This window comes from Pseudomonadota bacterium (genome assembly GCA_026390555.1).
Lineage (GTDB): Bacteria > Bdellovibrionota_C > UBA2361 > UBA2361 > OMII01 > OMII01.
Genome location: JAPLFS010000006.1, coordinates 1 through 19,862 on the forward strand (window position 1 = coordinate 1; position 19,862 = coordinate 19,862).

A 19,862-nucleotide genomic window follows, 5' to 3' on the forward strand; every position below is an offset into this window, starting at 1 on the left:
GTATTTGCGCTCATGTTCGCCGCGGGTGGAGCCCAGCTGTTGTTCTCTCACGATATCTCTCGTCACGTCGGACATGCCTTTCCGATAGTTCTATACTCTTTGGAGCTCTTGTTATGTAAGAAAATTCTTGGAAATAAGCTTTCAGAGGTGCTTATGATTCTGGTTTTTTGCAATTTTTTTGTTCCTCAGTACTATGTTGGACAACACAACGCATGGCCTTTCTTACCGGTCCCTGTTTCATTTGTATTTTATATGTTTGGGTTTGATCCGTGGAACCTACCTTTCAGCCCCTGGAATTAAGGAAGATCGATTCACTGACGATGTCGTAGCTCAAATCCTCTCTCAAGAGCACACTGGCTTCTCCGTATCGGTCAGCCGCTTGATCTAGAGAGTTTTAGGAGCCTTCACTAGCAATCGTCTCGCGTTTATTTGCTGCGATCGGTGAAATATTCGTTCTGCACAGGGTCAATTCCCTCTGCGATGAAGTCTTTGTGGAAATATAAAGACTTAATTAGATGTTGCTGATTACAACTACCGGTCGCGGCGGAGAATCCGAAAAAGACCTCAGATTTAAGAACCCCAGAGAGATCGACTGTGTGAGCGAGAACTGGCGCGGAAGGGCGAGCGGTCCCATCGGAGATTCTTATTTCAAGCACGTTTGTGGCCCCATTGTAATCGACCCATGCGTAATACGGAACGCCGTCATTTAGAAAGAACGGTGCCTTGGCCGTCACAATCGAGCGTAAATCTCCGTTAAGATTAATCCCGATGTGATTGTTGTCCGGATCACTGTAGATGCCATTCTCAAACGTATCAAATTCAACGGCGAGCGAGGCGGATAAACCACTATATCCAAGCCCCTGCCCATACGCTTTGCTCATTGAACTGTTCGAATGGATAACGAACGCCAAGCCATCACCTCCAAGGCCGCGCGTGCAAGTCGGAGAGGTTATTTGAAACGAGAAATGGGCGCTGAAGGATTGATAATTCAATAGGGAGACAGACTGCGCAGAAAAAGAGGAGCCATACAGATCCCCAGCCGCATGGGTCAGGTATAAGGCTCCATCACGAACGCTCGCATCTCCGTTTAAGGTCATCGGAAGCGACTTTTCCGCGGCCAGGTCAGGGATCGCGAGCGTTATCGCTGAATCCGCATATGAGACAACCGGCCACGCTCCAACGCAAAGGACCGAAAGCATTATCGCGAGTAGTCGTTTTCTCATCTTCATACAAACACCCTTATTAGTCTCGATATATTCACGTCCTGAGAGATTCAACGGCACAATCCCATAAATCTTGAGTCTTTTTTTACTTAAAACCCCAAGAACTCCTCGAATGCCCCCATCTCGAGAGCCTTTCTATCCCCTATCAGCAAATCTTGTACCGTGGGGCGTTTAATGCCCCGTAGATCCCAATTGCTTGCGCCGAAGCGACCGGAGAGGCCCAATTTCACTCTCATGAGTGCGATACCACATTTTCAGCACCAGTTTCTCTTTCTAACCGACCCAGGTCATGATTGGGAACTACATGATTAAGTAATCGGTATGATGAGCAAAGCAAGGGTTTTTATCGTCTATTTTTAATGCTCACGCGTAAAGCTCTAACGTCATTAAGATTTGTGATTGCCTCATTATTTCTGGTGGTTAACACTAAAGAACGGAGCTAGCGTGCCTCTAGTTGGTCTTAATATCCCCTACTCATTACGTCCTTATGAAAGACAAGCGTTTTTTATTTTTCTGCGTTACCGCCGCAATCACGACGTTAATCGCGTTTTACGTCGCCTTTCTAGACGATACCGCCTCGGCTAACTGCCTTTCGTTCCTTACCCCTGCCGTTTCTGCGCTGAGTTCTCTAGGTGAACCTCTTTTCACCCAAGTGTATCCCCTATGGAGATACGGAACGGGAATAGCATGCCTTGCCCTTCTACTAGTAGGAATTAGTCGTCGCTCGACCAGTCAATCGCTATTTTTTTCCGGATTAGTGGTTGCAATTCTCGCTCAGCTAGCTCTAGTAGACCGCGTATTAAATCGTCAAATCAACGAGTTTCTAGGGGTACTATCGTCCCCCGATACGACTCCTTACCCAGCCATCGCACTTGGCGTTGTTTTGTATCTCGTCAGCTTTTGCCTCGTTTCCCTCGGGTTGCGACGCCCTGACGCTCCGAGGTTCGAACATCTCCGTTCAAACAGCGACCATACCTCACGGGTAGAATTAGGAGCGCTCTTCGCGATTTTCTCGATAGCGGTAGTTCTACGCATGTATGCCCTTAATCGAATCACCAATTATTTCGAAGGGGAATGCGCTATATTTTCCGCCGCTGCGGGCTCGCTCAAGGGTATTTTCGTGGCCAACCGCGGATTAAATGGCCCGTGGTCGCCTCTTGGAGTGCTCTATTATCTTCCGATGTCCGCGACATTTTCACTATTTGGCACGACATTGCTATCTGTTCGGATGGGCTCGGTGCTTATCGGCCTTATGACTATCCCAGTAATGTATCTAGTCGCAAAACGCATCGCCGGAAAAACCGCCGGAATAATAGCTGCAACTATTCTAACCTTCAACTGCCTCCACCTGGGATGGCATCGCTCGGATATCTACCCACACGGAGCAACGACGTGGCCAATAGCACTTATGGCCTATTTTCTTCTCCGGGCCGCGGAAACTCGTCGGCTGATATGGTCCGCAGGCATCGCTCTTATGATGGCAGTCTCTTGGCATCAATATCCATCAGGTCAAAGCGCCGTCCTTATGCCACTCCTGGCCCTAGGGCTCTTTTGGATAAACAACCGCTTCCGGCTACCGCTTACGTGGGGCCAGTGCATCATACTATTTTTCGGTGTTGTGATGTGGGCACTCGGCATCCCCTTGAGCTACTATCCAGCGACCGGAGAGGTTGAATTTTTAAACCCACTCACGCTCACAGGCGGGAGAACCTTGTGGGGCGACGGTACTTCGTGTGTTGGCGCTGTGGGAGCAACGCTTTGCATAATAGCAAAATCATCGGAGCACATCTGGGTCGTACTCCAAGGTCTGTTCTTTAAAGCGCCCTACCTGTTTCATCAAGAATGGGTTCCAGCTACCGAATATATCGCTCCGCGCACCCTAGAGTGGCCAGTTGTAGCGTGCGCAGTTGTCGGTCTATTTTTCCTACTAGCACGTCGTACGAGCATAGAAACGGCTGTGTTGCTTGGGTGGATCGGCGCGGCACTCCTCCCCGGAATTCTCTCTCAACAAGCATATCCCAAGCGACTCTCCTCTACCTTTCCAGCGATAATGACGCTAGCCGCGGTAGCCGTGGCGGTTGCATATAACTACGTAGCTAAATCCAGCTGGAGATCGACGCTCTCAGGCTTTGCGTTTACATTGATGCTGGCGATTTGGACTAGTATAACTTGCTTTGTCTGGTTTTCTGGTCGTTTTTGGCACTACGGAGAAGCTCCAGAAGTCGCTATGGCCAAAGAGTTAACGAGGGATATCTCTGCCCGAACCCTGACGATTGGCGCCTTTGGAGAAAATTACGACGGGTCGAAGTTCACCTTGCTTTTCCTAGATCACCTAACTGATACGCACAACCGCCCAAACCTACTCGTCTTCCGCCGCTTTCAAAGCCTTCCGGAGCTTATTGATAATCCCTTAGAAGCAACAGCGCGCCTTGAGAAAACTTGGTTGTATTCATGGACAAAAATGAGGTCACAGCTCTCAGAGACTGTAGAGAATCAAACCTGGCTGCGTGTAACATATCTAATTACAGACACATTCCATAACTCAAAGATCAATGAAGATCTGATTCAGAGCGCTATTATTCGCTGTAAAAACCCAACTGTTAGAACGATCGAGTCCTCAGCAAACACTCCGATATGGAAGATACTTTCTGTGACCTCAATTTCATGCTTAATTTCAGATCGTATCGGATAGCAAGACGAAATTGACAGGTATTTAGAAAGACTTTGCGAGCGAGCGCCGGGGTCTCAACGCACCTCTAAATCCACGTGTCGAATCTCAGTTTACTCGATACCGGGAGCAGGCTAACGTCAGACATAAAACTATTCGGCGTTTCGTGTCGATTTTTGCGGGGCTTTTGAGAGAAGTGGATGTTTCGCCACCACTAGTATGGGGGTAGAACCGGGCGACCTAAACGTCTTGAAAAATGAGGGGCGTGCGCATATCGAATCATTTTTCGCGCGGATTTCTTATCCTAATACTCAGACGCTTAGTCGTGCCGTGATTAATTTTTGGGAACCCTACGATGATTTTTGCGACTACTTGCTTCCTAATTGTATTCTCAATTTTGCACATCAATTTCCTGATTAGCTATTGGCCAGCGAATTTCGTACAGCTTGGCTCCCTTACCCATCTAGTGACCAATCAGACCCTCTATGACCTTTTTTTTGGCCTAGCAGTTGGCACAACAGTGGCCTCATGCGGCGCTGAGATCCTAGGTAGAAAGTTGTTAAAAGCAATTTATACTGCGGGCATCGCTGGCGCGCTGATCTCAATATACTTTTATCTCCCTATTGCGAGCACCTATGCCCCTACAACTCTGAACCTGGCAGTAGGCTTAGGAGCGCTACTCGGAATGGTCACCACCATCCTGCTAGCGCGCCAGAGTGGCACCGTTCCCGCACACAATAAAGGAGATTGGGCCTTTGGCCTCATATCCTTCCTGATTGTCCTGAATTTTCTAATGCTTGTTGCTCCAAGCAGCACCATTCTGCCGTCTGGATTCGAAACTCCCACCGAATGGTCTTCGTCAAGCTTGTCCCTTAAGCACGATGATTCAGTAGCCATTCGAGCCAACCTCATCTTCGTCACTCTGCGAGCGGCGCTTAATCCATTTGTTGGCAAATCCATACTTATAAACAACCTCGTCTCTATGGTGCTCTGTGCCCTAGGCATAAGCTTTTTGGCGAGTGGTGCCCGCTCCATTGGCGGTACAGTTTTCGCCCTCATCGCGCTTTCAATTATGATAACAGACCGCTGGGTTCTCACAGCAGGGCTGTCCGGAAACCTTCCCGTAACGCTGATTACTACTTGTGGCCTACTTTTTTTTACCGCGACGAAAATCGCCTCACGGTGGTTGGGTAAGCCACCCGCATCATCGATCTCCATATTTATTCTCGTCTTGGGGGCCACTCTTTTCGCGATGTACTCGTATGCTGCAGTTAGAATTCCTTTCATCATCAGCATAGTATGCTTAGTGCTCATATCTCTCATCCCGCGACAAGCTTCTCTCTCCAGAGCCGTTCTATCGATACTCATACACATCGCGGCGCCAATAATCCTCGCAACTGGAATTGTGGTTACCGCGGCCTATTCGGGAGATATATCTCTTTTTAAACGCGATCTCTTAGTGTCATGGCCTAAAGAGTCCTGGCGACCACATCCAGAGGCGGAAGGGTTACCGGACTTTGACCTTATCCACAATCCAGACACCCCGATCTGGATCCAGATCGCGCGCCCGTCAGATGGTCAAAACTTCTCCGTTTTTTGGAATCGTAGCCCCAAGGAGATCGTTGAGGCGTTGATCGAACACATCTCAAATATACTCAGGGGGCTCCCCGATCTTTTCTGCCTGCAACCCTGCTTGTTTTTTCTCATCTCATCCGCACTCATTCGTATAATTTCGTTTCCGCCCCCCTATCGGCAACAAAGCTTCAGCATAATGTTGTGGGCGGGTGTATGGTTAACTGCGTATCTCCTTGTGGGAGACGCCACCGCATATCGGCGAGGGATATCTTTTTCCGCCATGAGTTCTCTGTGTGGGGCCTTGTATTTTTTTTCGACAACCAGATCGCGTGGAACTAAGGCGTCGATATGTGCCTGTGGTTTTGCTCTATGCGCCCTTCGTTTTCCGCTCGAATTGAGTTTCGCAAACAATCCGGTAGCTAAAGCGACTATGTTTACTGTTTGCGAAAACGGAAGCTCGATCCGCCTCTTACTCTCCAGTCCTGCCTTGTTAGAACAATCCAAAACCTCCTACATTATACCCCTATCTCCTTTTGATTCCCCGCGCGAAAACTCCTGTCTTAGCTATGCGGTGGAATCAAAGGAGTGGCGGAGGATTATGCCCAACTCACACACGGTGCAGTCACCCGTGGGTAGTCTCATTTCTTATCTGGACGATCTCCAGTTGTCAGAGGCCGTCCTTTTACGATGCTCACCCCAATCGGCACAGGACCCAGCTATAAAAGTGCTTTGCGAACAAGGCCACCCATCCGTGTCTGTACGGGCTGCCATCCCGATCGATGGTGCAGCAACGAAAAACGCTTGGCTGGTACTAACGCCGCGGCGCCAAATAAAATGATACCGCCTGAGTCCGTTTTAGGGCTAGCCAATCTCCCCTAGCTCTTGATATTCTTAGAGTTGACAGAGAGTAAGTCAGGGTCCCTTCATGTTTCAATATTTTAATACCTCAACTAACACATTACTCTACTACGGTTCTTTGTGGATTATTTCAGCGACACTACTGGTCTTAGGCATTATCCAGTTCTCTCGCAAAGAACGGAGCCAACTCGGCGATACTCTTCGATGGTGCATACTACCTGTGACGTTTTCAGTGTGTGGAGCGATCGCCATTCCCCTCTTCTTCCGAATGCGACTAGACATGACCCCTGCGCTCCTATGGGAGTGCGACAGCATTCACGATTTTTTCTCCGCTTTTACTGATAAAAAAAGTGTGTGGGATTTCACTGTTCAAGCAGCCCTGACCAAGCCTGGCGTGCTAGCTGCGAGCGCGCAAACACTTTTTTTTGGCGCTCCGACCTTTGCCATCATGAAACTTTTAGGGTGGAACACCTTCACGCTGCACTCAGTCAGTCTTCTTGCCGGGGTGCTGAGCGTGGCCATGGGTGCTTACCTGATAAAGATGGCTTTCAACTCTGGAACTGCTGCATGCTTCGCTATTATATTTGCAACAAACCCACTTCTCGTTCACTACATGGGATATGCGGTAGCCGTAACGGGCACACTCTTCGCACTTCTCCTGGCCGGCGTGTTTATATTTAGAACGCTCTCTGGTCGAGGCATCCGTTCACTTAATGCCGTACTTGCAATAACCTTTCTATTCGGCGCATCCTTTAACTACGGGCCAGGTCGGATATTCCTGGTAACCACTTTGATATTTCTTGGGAGCACTGCGCTATTCGGTGGGATCGTAGGAGCCATTCCCGGGCGCGTGCGCCTATGGGCATTAGCAATCTGCATCGGAACGACCGGCGCTCTAATTGCAGAAAAGAATTTAAACCCTGGCAGTAACTTTTCTACAATGCGAGAGGAGCATGCTTTCTTCCAACATAAATGGAAAGGTAACTTAGTTGAATATCTTGGAGATACGCCCGAAGTTCAATCGCTTGATCCCAACAACCTTTCTAAAAGTGTTCGTGTCCGTTTTATATTAGCTGTAGCACAGAGGCGTTTCCAGCAGTTTTATGAAACCTATTCTCCAACCTACCAACTACTCTCTACTACCCGTGGAGCCTATTTTGGCGACCATTTTCGCCCATACCAAAGCGGGCTCGTAGTATTCATCATAATTGGGCTTATTTTAAGTCTCCGCAGAGCGTTTACACTCGGTAACTGGTACATCATTACCTTCTTCTTCATAGGGCTCATTCCATTACTGTTAGTCAATCGACTAGATCTTCATCGCTCGTTTTTATTGGTATTTCCAATCTCAGCTTGGGCGGCGCAGGGACTTTGGGCCGTATTGGAGCGGCTGTATCGATGTGGTATGCCACGGGTTGTTATTAGTGTTGTCACCATTGCATTGAGTATCAGCCTCGTTGGATCTAACTATTATGTGAACGGTGTGCAAGAGTCCGCTCAGCCAGACCTTATCGAGGCTACAAAAGCAGTACTAAACGATCCTGAACCTGCATCTGTCCTCGGCTCTTCGCACCTGATCTGTCAACAGCGCTCATGGGTTGAACTTAACCTAGCGGAGCTATCTCGGAAGCACCCTGAAGCGCAGATCTCTTTTTTTCCAGCAGGCTTCCTCGATAATATTTCAGACGGCTATTTCAATCCTAACTCTGTTTATCTCCAAGAGTTCTTAACCTTGGCGAACCTAAACAAAGTTAGCTTTATCACTACCGTGCCTTATAGCAAACTACACCATATGCTACTGGATAAAGGGTTTACTGTATCAATTAATCAAACCAAAAGCGGCTGCGCCGCATGGACCATCGAAAAATCTCGTTTGTAATTTCCCTTCAGGTACTACCGGCGCAAGCAGCCCGAAAAAGATGAAGCGCTCAGGCGTGCATTGAAGCGGTGATGCTGAAGCATCCTGGCTACGGGCATAAGCGCGTAGCAGCCGCCCTTCAGATAAGCCGCAAACGGGCTCAGCTGGTCATTAAGCTCTACGGGCTTAAGCCTGCTCAACCAGCACGGGCTCCAAACAATCCACACGATATGGGGCAACCTGAGAGTAACCGCACCGATATCCTCAGTAAACTATCGCCTATGGCACCCGATAGGTATGGGTTGCTGACTTCACTCACATCTGGTTTCATACTCGTCACGTGTATTTGGCAACGGTTATGGATCGCTTTACTCGAGAAATTCTCGGTGTTTAAGTCAATGACGGAGCACTAGGCAGAGCTAGTTCTGAGAGCGCTAAAAATGGCGCTGCTCGGGGCAGATCAAGCACCGGCCGGTTTCATACGGATCAAGGGAGCGAGTACAAATCCTATGCACTCACGAAAGTACTGGAAGAGCAGGGTATTCAAGCATCTTATTCGCCTAAATCATCTCCGTTGCATAACGGCTCACAGGAGTCGTTCTTTGGACGATTTAAAGACGAGTTCGGAGACCCTGAGCGATTCTCATCGCTTCCTGAGCTGCTGTAGGCTACCTACTGCTACATCGGCTACTACAACACCGAACGGATCCATTCCGCTCATAGGGCGCCCTCCAGCAATTGCCCGAAAACGCACTCAAGCTCAACTAACAACTTATCAACAAGTTATGAGTCTCTGCCCTCCAGCCCCTGCGGGGCTGAGGAACAGCCGATGCTACTGATTTAAGACTATGTGTTCAAAGAAAGGGGACCTTAACACAAAGTACATAGCTTTTTGCATTTCTACTTTCCCCATTTTAGAATCCTTTTTAGGGTGCTACTGTTTTAGAACAAACAATGGGCGGCTCAACTTTTATGAGCAGTTTGTTTTAAGCAGCAAAAATATCAGACGACAAAATGAGTCCTTTTTCTAACATCCCCCCAAATGGCCGCCGCAATTCGCACTTTGCCGCGAGTTTTGTGATTCTCATTATGCTCGCCGTGGCTATTCGAATCCCATATCTGACAAATTATCCACCACAGCTTCATAATGACGAGGCCGCCTCGGCTACTGGGATTACTACCCTAGCCGAATCCAATTCCGGCTGGGCCCTTTACGGGTCCGGATGGGCTGGCCATCCGAACCTTAACTACTGGCTGTCGAGCGTACCAACAAAGGTGACTGGTGAATTGTCAACCTGGAGCATCCGGTTCGCTACAGCTATAGAGGGGGTCATATCGCTCATATTTTTCGGCCTTGCCGTTTCGAATACCTACGGACGCAGGGCGGGTCTTTTTTTCCTCTTATTCGCCGTCCCGTTTAACCTGCACGTACACTACTCGCGGACGGGATTTATCTACAATCACGCTACTTTGTTTATCGCGTTCGTCACCTGGGCACTAGCCCGCGTGGCGCGCACGCCAAGCGCACGTAATTGTTTACTACTAGGAATCTTAACCGGACTCTCGGTGCTTGTGTATCCAGCCACCCACGTGCTCGGCCCCGCCATTATCGGAGCGGTGATTATCAAACAACTCCTGACTAGTGCGGCTCCGCGAAACTTGATCGGGGGGCTACGCGTCAGGATGGGTAGTATCGTTGCCGCTCTCATCGGATTTACCTTAGCCGCAGGGCCTCAAATTTATTTCTGGACAACGCGCAACTACGAAAGCCGGGCACGCTCTCAACTTATCTTTCTACCAGGTCCGCGCAAACACATCGAATACTCCCTAGGTGGACCAGCGACAGACTGGGAAGTTATCCTTTTCAACCTGAAACAAACCCTGCTCTTCTTTTGGGCCGGTGATAAAGCCGCCCAATACGGATACACAGGCGCACCACTAGGGCCAATTATGAGCTGGGTTGCGGTGGCGGGAGGGCTAGTTCTTATCTTTAGCGCCGCGCGCAAGCACCTCGTGTCGACCTACGTCATTCTCGCCTGCATCGCAACCTTTGTCGGCTCGGTGCTCATGGTTGAAGGCAGCTTCTCTCCTCATCTTATTATCTTCGCGCTCTTTATGCCCCTAGCATGTGCGATTGCGTGCGACACCGCCTGGAGGTGCCTCAGGATTACACAACCATATCTCGTAGCGCCATGCATGCTTTTGGTCGGCGCCTGGTGGGCACACTGGAACTATGAATTTTACGAAACAAGCGTCCAACGATGGAAGCTTTACCGTGTAACGTATATACTCAACTTACCTATCGAAACACGTAAGGTGAAAACCTTACTCAGCCTTACAAACCAACCCGAATCTCTCGGAGAGTCTTTCTATGTTCTTACGTTTCCAAATGCGACCAGAACTAGCTTGCAACCTCCGCAGGATGAAGCCGATATAATTATTGCACAAGGCACCAAGACCGGGTTCCCTGCCTTAGCTATCATCGAGCTAGATCGGGAAGCCTATGTAGTAGGGAAACTCACCGCCGCAGGGCACAATCCTCAAATTTTCCGACATTCCCATGGTTCCGCTCTTTACGTTGAATAAGCTCTTAACCAAGCCGCACTAATCTGGCACGTTTAGGCCTTGTCTCGTCCACTCTTTTACGATAGTGACCGTTGTTAGAGGGTGCGTACTTTTGGCCCCCATGGCTAGCTTGGGCCTCTTCTGCATTATGGAACAATTTATTGCCTATCGGGGACTCTATTGCGCCCTAATCTATATACTTGCCTGCTCCGTCCTCTCCCGTCGAAAGATCAGCCTCTCTGAGGATACCATTTCCCCTGGATGGCTAAAGATTCTGGCTCTTTTGTCTGTCATGGGCGCTGTGGGTATTACGCTGGTATATCGAATTATTCCAGGCGACTCCGCCATGCTTCCCTGGGAGTGTGATACTGTCCACTTCTTCTTCAATGCTTTTAGGGACCACCAGAGTATCGGCGAGTTCTCCTGGAACGTATTCATACAAAAGCCCGGCTTGCTCTCCGCGAGCGCTCAGACACTCATGTATGGTGCGCCGACGTATGCCATTCTCAACTCAATAGGATGGAGCTTTGCAGCGCTACGTATTACTTCGCTCCTAATGGGCGTGGCGAGCCTTGCTCTTGGAGCGTACTTGGTTCGACTCCTATTCAACAGAACGGCCGCACTCTTATTTATTATAATTACCGCTACTAACCCTTTGTTCATCTTTTACATGGGTTATGGGGTCTCTCAAACCGCCACGTTTTTCGGATTAGAGCTAGCTTTAGTGCTCGTGATATTGGCCATTACTGATAAGTCGCGCTGGGCATACGGCAAAGCTTTAGCTGCAAGCCTTGCCCTCTTCGCCGCTAACTACAACTACGCTCCAGCGCGCATATTTGTCCTAGCTACGATTATATTTCTTGTAGGCTTCACGCTGCTAAATCTCACAAAAAAAACTTGGAGGCGAAGAACTGTCGCCATCACTGCTTTGATCGCGCTCGTGACCACGACTATGTTCCTTGCCGAAAAGCGTCTCAATCCTCACTCGGATTTCTCCTCCGTACGAGGAGAACAAGCCTTTCTGATGGCTCGTCACAAACAGGAGCTCATCAACTACCTCGGAGAATCACCTGAAACAAGAGATATGAACGCAGCCAACCTGCCTCTCATAATAAAGGTCAGATTCCTCTGGGCTATTGCCACAGCTCGGGGCGAAGAAATGCTACAACTCTTCTCGCCGCTCAGAAGGAGCGATACCTATTACCTATTCGGTTATATAAATGGAGAAACCCTGAGGCCGTATCAAGCAGCCCTGATATTTCCCCTCTTAATCGGGCTCGTAGCCAGCATACGGAGCCGCCACAGGCTTCCAGCCGCTTTTCTGGCGAGTCTTGTTTTTTTGGGAATCCTCCCACTACTTCTAACAAACCGAGTGGATATCCATCGTTCCTTCTTAATGCTCATCCCTCTTGGCGCATGGATAGCGTATGGTCTCTCTCTTTGCGTAGAGCGACTCCGTGGAGGTCGCCTTGCCAACGCCCATTGCGCGCTAGTCTTTGGGCTTACTACTATGATGCTCTTTGCTCACGACCTATTTTTTCTCGCGACGCAGCAGGCAGTTTTACCCTCAACGATGCTCGTGTCACAGCACCTGGCTGAACAGTTCCAACCAGGCGTCGCCATCGCGACTCAGGGAATGAACTGTCCCCAGCAAGCAACGGTTGACGTACACCTTGCACGCGCGGCGGATGCCCGCGGCCTCAGTATCGAAAAGGTCTTACCCACACAAGCGACTCTTGACTTAACTGACACGAGATTTACCAAGGACTCGGTCAGCTACCAGTTAGCGATAGAGGCTGTAAAAGAAAAGACTCTTGTGGTCGCGTCGACCGTACCAATCACCCTGCTGGCGGCAGATCTACTCGCAAACGGATACACTATTGAAGCTCAATCAATTGGGAATTGTACTGTCGTGAATGCGTCGTCCTCAAAATCATCCCTTAAGCACTCCGAAGGACATTGAGCTAATTACGATTTCCAAAAGAGGAGGTGAAGCCTCCCCGAGATACTTAAGGAGCTTCTTTCTCCGGGCCGGTTTGAACAAGCGAACTAGAGGAACCTCGACCATCAAAAAACCGACTCCACAATCCCATAGCGATCTCGTAGACAAACGTGGACGATGACAAAATACACACAAACAGAAAAAAAACTAGGTGACGAGGAAGAAACAACTTATGAGCAGCTACCAATGAGTGCTGCTGCATCACCATTTCCCACATCAGCGACACGACCAGAGATATTACCAATCCAGAGAGCAAATGAACGCCGGACGTAACCTGTCGTCTGACGCTCTGAAATGCCCAAGCTAAAACTAAAGATATAAGAGGCACCGCTACTCCGACGGCACCTATGTAAATAGCCTGCGTTCCTCCCCACTGCCCGCCCGGCAGCAGTTCGATTAGGTAGGTATAAAGAATATGCAGGGTAGTGCTGGCGGCCATCTCCGGGTCCTGTATGGCCCCCGAACGATACATCGCGGTGTCAAAAAAATCAGAATATGCGGAGGACCACGATTGCCGAAACAACGCCACCTGTATAAAATGCGCGCCTTGAGCGGCGGAAAACCCACTTCCCGCCGCTATGGTTGCGAGGATGCCTGCTTTTGTAATAGGGCTCGATAAACAGACGGCGCCCAATGCTAACGGGTACAGTGACGCCACAAAGGCATAATCAAACCCCAACCACCCCTGAATCCATCCCATCAAAAATACAAGCGCAAGTTGACGCGGACGTAAAAACCCTTGAAGGCGAAAGCAGGAAAAAACATAGCTGGTCTGAAGCACTAAAATGGCCGTGGCATAGCCGTGGCCGTAAAGGGCGTGCATCATCGATGTTGTCATCGGAACATAGATAAGCGCGACCATGCCTGCCGCAGCCAAAAGAGCTCCAAAAACCCGCCGGATAAAAAAATAGCTCGCCAAAAAACACACTGCGGAAAGGGCAATCGGGATGCTTCGATAACTTGGAACATTTCTTGGACCAAAGATATAAAACCCTAGTCCCGTCATCCAATTGCCTCCCGGAGGATAATGACAGTATACACCACTCCACGTGGGCCTGTCCGCCGGATCCAAGTATGCCTTACCTGCGGGAGCTGCTCGATCCGGGAGGCCGTAATTCCTGGTAAATCCATCAAGATAATAATTTAATCCCGTAACGATGGCGTCATAATCAGAACCCCCATCAGCAAGGGCGGATGGCCCATTCCCGACCGAGCGAGCAATCCCCCCCTGCTCAAGGACCGCCCGTCCAATAACAAAAATTACCAACAGAAATGCAGTGCATTCCAAAATCCACCTACCAATCTTGGCAATCGTGCTTGAAGACACCTTTAATCCTATTTTTTGCTATTTATTCGCCCCGCCACAGGGCGCTAGATATACGGCCGAACTATATGCGTAAGATGACAAAAGGGGATACATGGAACCACAAAATACCTGCGACTGCGGGTGACCAAACTATGTTTGAGCAATATCCGGCCGCTCGAGCGTCTTTATCCGTACAGTCAACCCGATAAAATATGTTGTGCGGTTTACCCGGGACAACAGAAAATCCTCAAATTCATCCTTTAATTTAGGCTCTTTGCATAAATTAATTTTGTGGCATTCTATCCCCCGATATGAAGTTTAGATTTGATATAGAAGGCCTTCGCGGCTTGGCCATCATGATGGCCATTAGCTTCCACCTCGGCGTACCCTACCTGCAAGGTGGTTTCGTTTCGGTAGATATGTTCTTCGTGATCTCAGGCTTTTTGATCACCTCACTACTCGCTGGCGAGTTCGCCAAAAGCCATGCCAACAATCCCGATCTCGCCACAGTCTCGCTGAAAAATTTCTACATTCGCCGCGTCCGACGAATTCTTCCGGTAGCGGTGTTTGTGCTCATTGTCACGGTTTCGCTGGGGTTTCTCCTTTTTAATCCTCTGCGATCGAAACGTATTCTCTTCAACGGCGTCTGGGCCCTACTCTTTGGAGCAAATATAAACGCCATAAGACAGGCGACCGACTACTTTCAAGAGGGGCTTCCCACATCACCACTCCTGCACTATTGGTCACTGGCCGTGGAGGAGCAATTTTACTTTTTCTGGCCCCTTCTCTTCATACTATCCGCACGCAACGTTTTTAGAATACCATTCTTTAGGTCGGTTTCCTGGGAACATCGAGTATTCGCCACGATAAGTTTTATTGGCATAGCCTCATACTGCTGGTCTATGTATGCCACTCATGAGAATCCGAAGGGAGCGTACTTTTCAACGTACACGCGTACCTTTGAGCTAGCAACGGGCGCTGCCGCCGCGATCATCGTTCGAATCTATCCTAATATATCGCCATTTATTAAGCGTTTATTTTCCTACCTTTCCATCGTTCTTATTGCGGCAACGGTACTAATCTATCCAAATTTTCGAGGGTTTCCTGGCTATCTCGGTATAGTACCGACACTCGCGACCGCCCTCTATCTCGTAGCCGGCATTCCATCCAGCAACGCTCCTCAGCCCTTTCCGAATCGGTTTTTAAGTCGGAATCCCTGGAAGCTGCTGGGTACGATCTCATATTCAATGTACCTGTGGCATTTTCCGCTAATCCTTGCCCTTAAGGATTTCAATCCCTCCGCAGGAAAAACAGGTCTGAGCATGGCTCTTATACTAGTGACTATTTTCCTGCTCGCTACAATCACCTTTTATCTGATCGAGAAGCCTTGTCGTATCGTATCTGCTCACCATCAGATTGACACGTCGCTCGATCCTTTATTCAATGGGTCATGGCTTAAGAAAACAACCGTTGCGGCCTCTGGCCTGGCCGTAGCCTCATGTTTAATCATGATAGTTTTTACAGAAACCCCTGCAACAACTGCACAGTTGGCTAAATCTTCTCTAACCCAAACAGATCGACAGGCGGCGACCATAAACAGGAGCCTTTCACCATTGCTCCCGCATGAAGAGAAGTTCATGAACGCCTGGCATAGTAAAGTCGCGGAAGGTGTGAAGCTAGAGTTTCTCCCCCCGAACCTTATCCCGCTCCAGGCTCATTTGGTCAAACCAACTGGGCTCGAACCTCCGTGTCACGATACCTCTAATCCCCGCTACCCGATTGAACACCAAAGCGAGTGCCTAATCGGCGATCCCAAGGCTCCGAAATCAATCGCCATTGTGGGCGACTCACGTGCCGGAGCATGGATTCAGGCGCTCAAAGGCGCTCTCAATCCCGAAGAGTGGAAGATACACCCGTTTACCCGCGGCCACAGTTGCGGCTGGTCATTTACTTCGCCTGGCGCTCCAGCGAGCTTTAATTGCGCGGGGGTCATCGACGACACCATCGAACGCCTTAATGAATTACAGCCCGACGCTATCATCCTAACAGAGGTAGGATTTGGCGACCGCAACAGCTTCCGAGCAGCCATTCAACGTTACCTTTCCGCGTCCCCCAAGATCCTCGTCCTCTCCTCGCTCCAGGGATTACCAACCTTTGAGGAGTGCCTTGGGAAAGACAACTCGATTGGAAAGTGCCCTGTTAAAATGTTCGATACAGCAGGTGCGGAGTTACAGGCCGGTGTAAGCGATCTGGTCACCCTTGTCGAAGTAACGCACCTTATCTGTCACGAGAGGGTGTGCGCGGCGGTGATCGACGGCAGCCCAGTGTTTTATGACGGCAATCACTTCTCTTTTGAAATGGCCGACAAACTCTCGGCGCCACTCAAAATAATCTTGCGTCAAACTGGTCTCTTTGAAGTTAGCCCTCGTGAATAAAATTGATATTTTGAAAATCAGAATGAACTCTTTCATCCTTGCCGCAGCGCAATTGATGTACAGATATCTCATCGGCTACTTACTAGCGATTTTCTTACTGTCAATCGCTCACATCTATGTGACTCCAGCTGAAGGTCCTGTTGCACACGGAGCAGGCTACGCATGGCTGGCCCAAGACCCTTTCAACTTCGCGCAAGGCCATGAGTTGCAAAATAGAATTCTCACTCCGCTCATAGCGCACTATGCTGGCATCAAAACTCCGCTACAGTTCATCATGTTCATGAACCTTGTTTGCGCCTTTTTTATCGCCACCGCATACGTCGCATGCCGTTACGAGAACCTCTCTCCTAAGATAGCTGTCCTCTGCTCCGCTATATTTACATTCTCGTCCCCTGTTCTTTTTCAAATTCACTACGCCGGATATACGGACATAACCTCGTACGCCCTGGTATTTTTGGCGATGCTTACCGCACGCGGACGCTTCCTCTGGGCACTCTTCCTCGCGTTAGCGATGCTGAATCACGAAAGAAACCTCTTTGTATATCCCTGGTTTCTTTTCTACTACTTCCTACGAAACGATAGACGATTCCTCCGCACTGCCTATGCCGGAACGCTCATGGTTCTCTCCCTCGTACCGTGGCGCCTCTACGTGCAGATGGTCGCCTCATACAAAGCACCCGCCTTCTCGGTCGAGCATTACTTAAACCTAAATTTTGGAGGCACTTTCGGTTCTATCAGCGCACACCTCTACTCCGGTTTTTTTCAGACCTTCAAGCTGATGTGGGCCCTTCCCGCATACGCAATCATTATACATGCACGCAGAAAAAACTTCGCTGAGATCGCTCTGTATTTCATGATAGTGGGAAGTGCCTTTCTCAACCTTTTCCTTGCCACAGATACTAGTCGACTGCTGAGTATCTCATTCCCGGTTATTTGGTTAGGATTCATTACCCTAGCCAAGGAGTGGGAGGCCCCCACCTTTTATAGAAGGGTAGCTCTACTGTTTTTACTTAACCTCTTCGTCCCTCAGTACTATGTTGGACAACAACATGAATATCGCTTTCACAGCATGCCAGCCTCGTGGTTGTGGAAAAAGCTCTTTGGTGTCAATACGTGGGAGGGTTAACGCTCTCTCCTTTCGGACCTGTTGTGCGAACACAGTCTAAGAAGAAAAAAGGTCCCCGACTACCGCATCCTCTGGAGGATGCCGGCTTTCTGTTTATAGTCGGTACTAGAGTATGGTTCGCGCTTCCCAATATCTAAGCCACATTTTACGCACCTCCCCTGAGTCAGCAAGAACCTCACGCCGCTCGTAAGCGGAAATCACCTAGGGCGCCCGCCGTACCTTATTCGGTAATACTCTCCCCCAATCGTGATCTAGGTCCATCCTATTCACCAACGACAGTCCACATCTGATCGACGTACGAGATGTTTGAGTGATACTTCCAACCCGCCCCTTGTAGCTCAGCTTTCAATTGATCTTGCGTAATAAGTGGACACACGTTTCCTAACCGGCTCCGAAACAAAGGCCCAAATCTATAATCCGGCGCATCCGCATTGAACGATATCCAACGAGACTCCTTTTTGAGGAGCGTGAGCCAATCTCGATAACTGCCCTCTGGTGGGCAATCGATCTGCTTGAAGCGCCACTGCCCCAGACGCCCAGTCACATACGCCTCCAACGCAAGGCCACGTGAAAACATCAGCAACGTCTCAGACTGAATCGACTGCGCGGGAATGCGATGAGGCTCGATAGCAGGTTCGTAGTGTGGCCACCACCGAGGCTCTCCCCGAATCCACACATACTGCAAAGAAACAAAACACGAACCGAGAAGCAACAGACTCACCAGCACGGGACTCCTCTGAGCGCGATAACCCCATAAGATCGCAAAAAAGCCCAAGAAGGGAAGTGAGAACCGAGGTGCCGAAAGATTGAGCGCTAGTGTTGATGTTACCGAACAGAATAAAACCGCTAAAAGTAATCCCAGCCAGATCCGATATCCGCGCGGCGCGGCAAGAAGCAGCCAAGGCAGGAATACGAGCGCAAAAACCCCCGAGCGATTCTCCCCGGGGTGTAGATTAGGAAACCAGCGAGTGGATAGACCTAACCCCTCGTATACGTACTTTAATCCACCCACCTCGTAGATCTTCTGCGCCCAGGCATCAGGCAGAACGCTCAACGGCTCCATCACCCATGTGAGCACATTCGCGACCGTTGTAGTTGCGATCTCTCGCTTCGGAAGCCCGTAGGCTGAGAGACGCACGCCACTCTCCCCTCCATGAAAATCACCAAACGCGCTGTACACCGGGCCGTAGGAGAGAAGGCAAAACAAACCAGCTACGGCCACACCGGCAACTCCCGCAAGTAGAGCGTCTCGTGACGTAAAGATCCTGCCAAGCGAGCGGTACATCAAAACAAAGCCGACTGGAATAGCGGCGAACAGTACGTACCCCTTAGCTGCAACACCGAGCCCAACCAAAGACACGAATACAAAAAGCCCCTTCGCCACCGATTCAGAGTGTCTCCACAGTGCGCACGCCGCAAGCACTGGAAACGCGGCTGCTATGTCAGTTGAAACTTCAGCCGTACGCAATCCCACCGAAGGAAACGAAAGGAATGCCAGTCCGGCGATACACGACGCCCGAGTAGACAATCCATAGCTAGAGCAAAGAAGAACCACAGTAAGACTCGCGCCCACCGTGTCCACCATGCCAGTCCAAGAGCTGCCGAGCCATCCACACCCTAGAAAAATGTTCGACTGCAACTCCGCGTCTCCACCCAGAGGCAGTCCTATTTGATGCCAATTCGCCGTCCGCCATGCGTCAAAGTTTCCATGCCACAACCACAGCAAAGCTCGGGAAATGTGGTATCCAACGCTATCAAACGCAATGGTTCCTACCGACCAGTCCTCGACCCAAATGAAATACTGAGTCAACACTGCCATAAAAAACGAGGGTACAATGAGGAGATCTAGCCACGAAAATGAGAACCGAATACTGCGAACGTACCGTATCAGGGAAGGAACACTACGAAGGGACAACACCGCCGTCGCCAACGTCAGTAACACAAATGCTGAACGATACACCGTTGGGCTTAAGATACGGGCATGCCCCAAGAACATCGGCAGCAGGAACAGAGCCACCTGATACGTGACTATTCCCGCGAGGCACGACCAAGCAAATCCCCGCTTTGAAAAGGCCTGCCCATAACTAAGAATAAATAGTAACGGGGCGATTATGTGGAGGACTTGGAAATAGGCGCAGGAGTCTGCCATACGGAAATACTAGCGGACACGGGGCATCCCGAAAAGGTAGGAATTACAGTCGTCACAAAAAACGCCGGTAACCGCAGTGGATTATCCGTTTTGAGAC

11 protein-coding genes are annotated in these 19,862 nt (G+C 49.7%); 7 read left to right on the plus strand and 4 right to left on the minus strand.

The features are described from left to right. Positions 1–300, plus strand: a 300-nt coding sequence (locus NTV65_00295) for a hypothetical protein (GenBank protein ID MCX6113644.1), incomplete at its 5' end; no start/stop codon positions are given. Positions 301–425: 125 nt separating this feature from the next. On the opposite strand, the gene NTV65_00300 is transcribed toward NTV65_00295, so the two are convergent. Beyond that, positions 426–1,229, minus strand: a complete 804-nt coding sequence (locus NTV65_00300; protein MCX6113645.1) for a hypothetical protein — start codon at positions 1,227–1,229, stop codon at positions 426–428. A gap of 481 nt (positions 1,230–1,710) precedes the next feature. Here NTV65_00300 and NTV65_00305 point away from each other — a divergent pair, with 481 nt between their 5' ends. After that, the gene (locus tag NTV65_00305) at positions 1,711–3,915 is read left to right on the plus strand and encodes a glycosyltransferase family 39 protein (protein MCX6113646.1); all 2,205 of its coding nucleotides are present in this window, start codon (positions 1,711–1,713) and stop codon (positions 3,913–3,915) included. A 609-nt stretch (positions 3,916–4,524) separates the two neighbouring features. On the opposite strand, the gene NTV65_00310 is transcribed toward NTV65_00305, so the two are convergent. Further along, on the minus strand, positions 4,525–5,259 hold the full coding sequence (locus NTV65_00310; GenBank protein ID MCX6113647.1) for a hypothetical protein: 735 nt from the start codon (positions 5,257–5,259) through the stop codon (positions 4,525–4,527). A 1,132-nt stretch (positions 5,260–6,391) separates the two neighbouring features. Between NTV65_00310 and NTV65_00315 the strand changes: the two genes are divergently transcribed. The 3 genes from NTV65_00315 to NTV65_00325 all read left to right on the plus strand — a co-directional run bounded on the left by NTV65_00315 (position 6,392) and on the right by NTV65_00325 (position 12,710). After that, on the plus strand, positions 6,392–8,203 hold the full coding sequence (locus NTV65_00315; protein MCX6113648.1) for a hypothetical protein: 1,812 nt from the start codon (positions 6,392–6,394) through the stop codon (positions 8,201–8,203). A 1,056-nt stretch (positions 8,204–9,259) separates the two neighbouring features. Beyond that, positions 9,260–10,768, plus strand: coding sequence for a glycosyltransferase family 39 protein (locus NTV65_00320; GenBank protein ID MCX6113649.1), 1,509 nt, complete (start codon positions 9,260–9,262; stop codon positions 10,766–10,768). A 127-nt stretch (positions 10,769–10,895) separates the two neighbouring features. Continuing rightward, positions 10,896–12,710: a hypothetical protein gene (locus tag NTV65_00325; protein ID MCX6113650.1), complete on the plus strand. Its 1,815-nt coding sequence runs from the start codon at positions 10,896–10,898 to the stop codon at positions 12,708–12,710. 46 nt (positions 12,711–12,756) lie between these two features. Here NTV65_00325 and NTV65_00330 read toward each other — a convergent pair whose 3' ends face one another. Further along, positions 12,757–14,076 (minus strand): hypothetical protein, encoded by a 1,320-nt coding sequence (locus NTV65_00330; protein ID MCX6113651.1) that lies wholly within the window; start codon positions 14,074–14,076, stop codon positions 12,757–12,759. Between the two features lie 290 nt (positions 14,077–14,366). Here NTV65_00330 and NTV65_00335 point away from each other — a divergent pair, with 290 nt between their 5' ends. Then, entirely contained in the window at positions 14,367–16,490 is a 2,124-nt protein-coding gene (locus NTV65_00335) for an acyltransferase family protein (protein ID MCX6113652.1), read from the plus strand. Between the two features lie 118 nt (positions 16,491–16,608). Further along, a complete protein-coding gene (locus tag NTV65_00340; GenBank protein MCX6113653.1) occupies positions 16,609–17,616 on the plus strand; it encodes a hypothetical protein in 1,008 nt (335 codons plus the stop codon). Between the two features lie 262 nt (positions 17,617–17,878). Here NTV65_00340 and NTV65_00345 read toward each other — a convergent pair whose 3' ends face one another. Then, complete coding sequence (locus tag NTV65_00345; protein MCX6113654.1) at positions 17,879–19,633, minus strand: hypothetical protein; 1,755 nt, start codon at positions 19,631–19,633, stop codon at positions 17,879–17,881. Positions 19,634–19,862 lie beyond the last annotated feature (229 nt).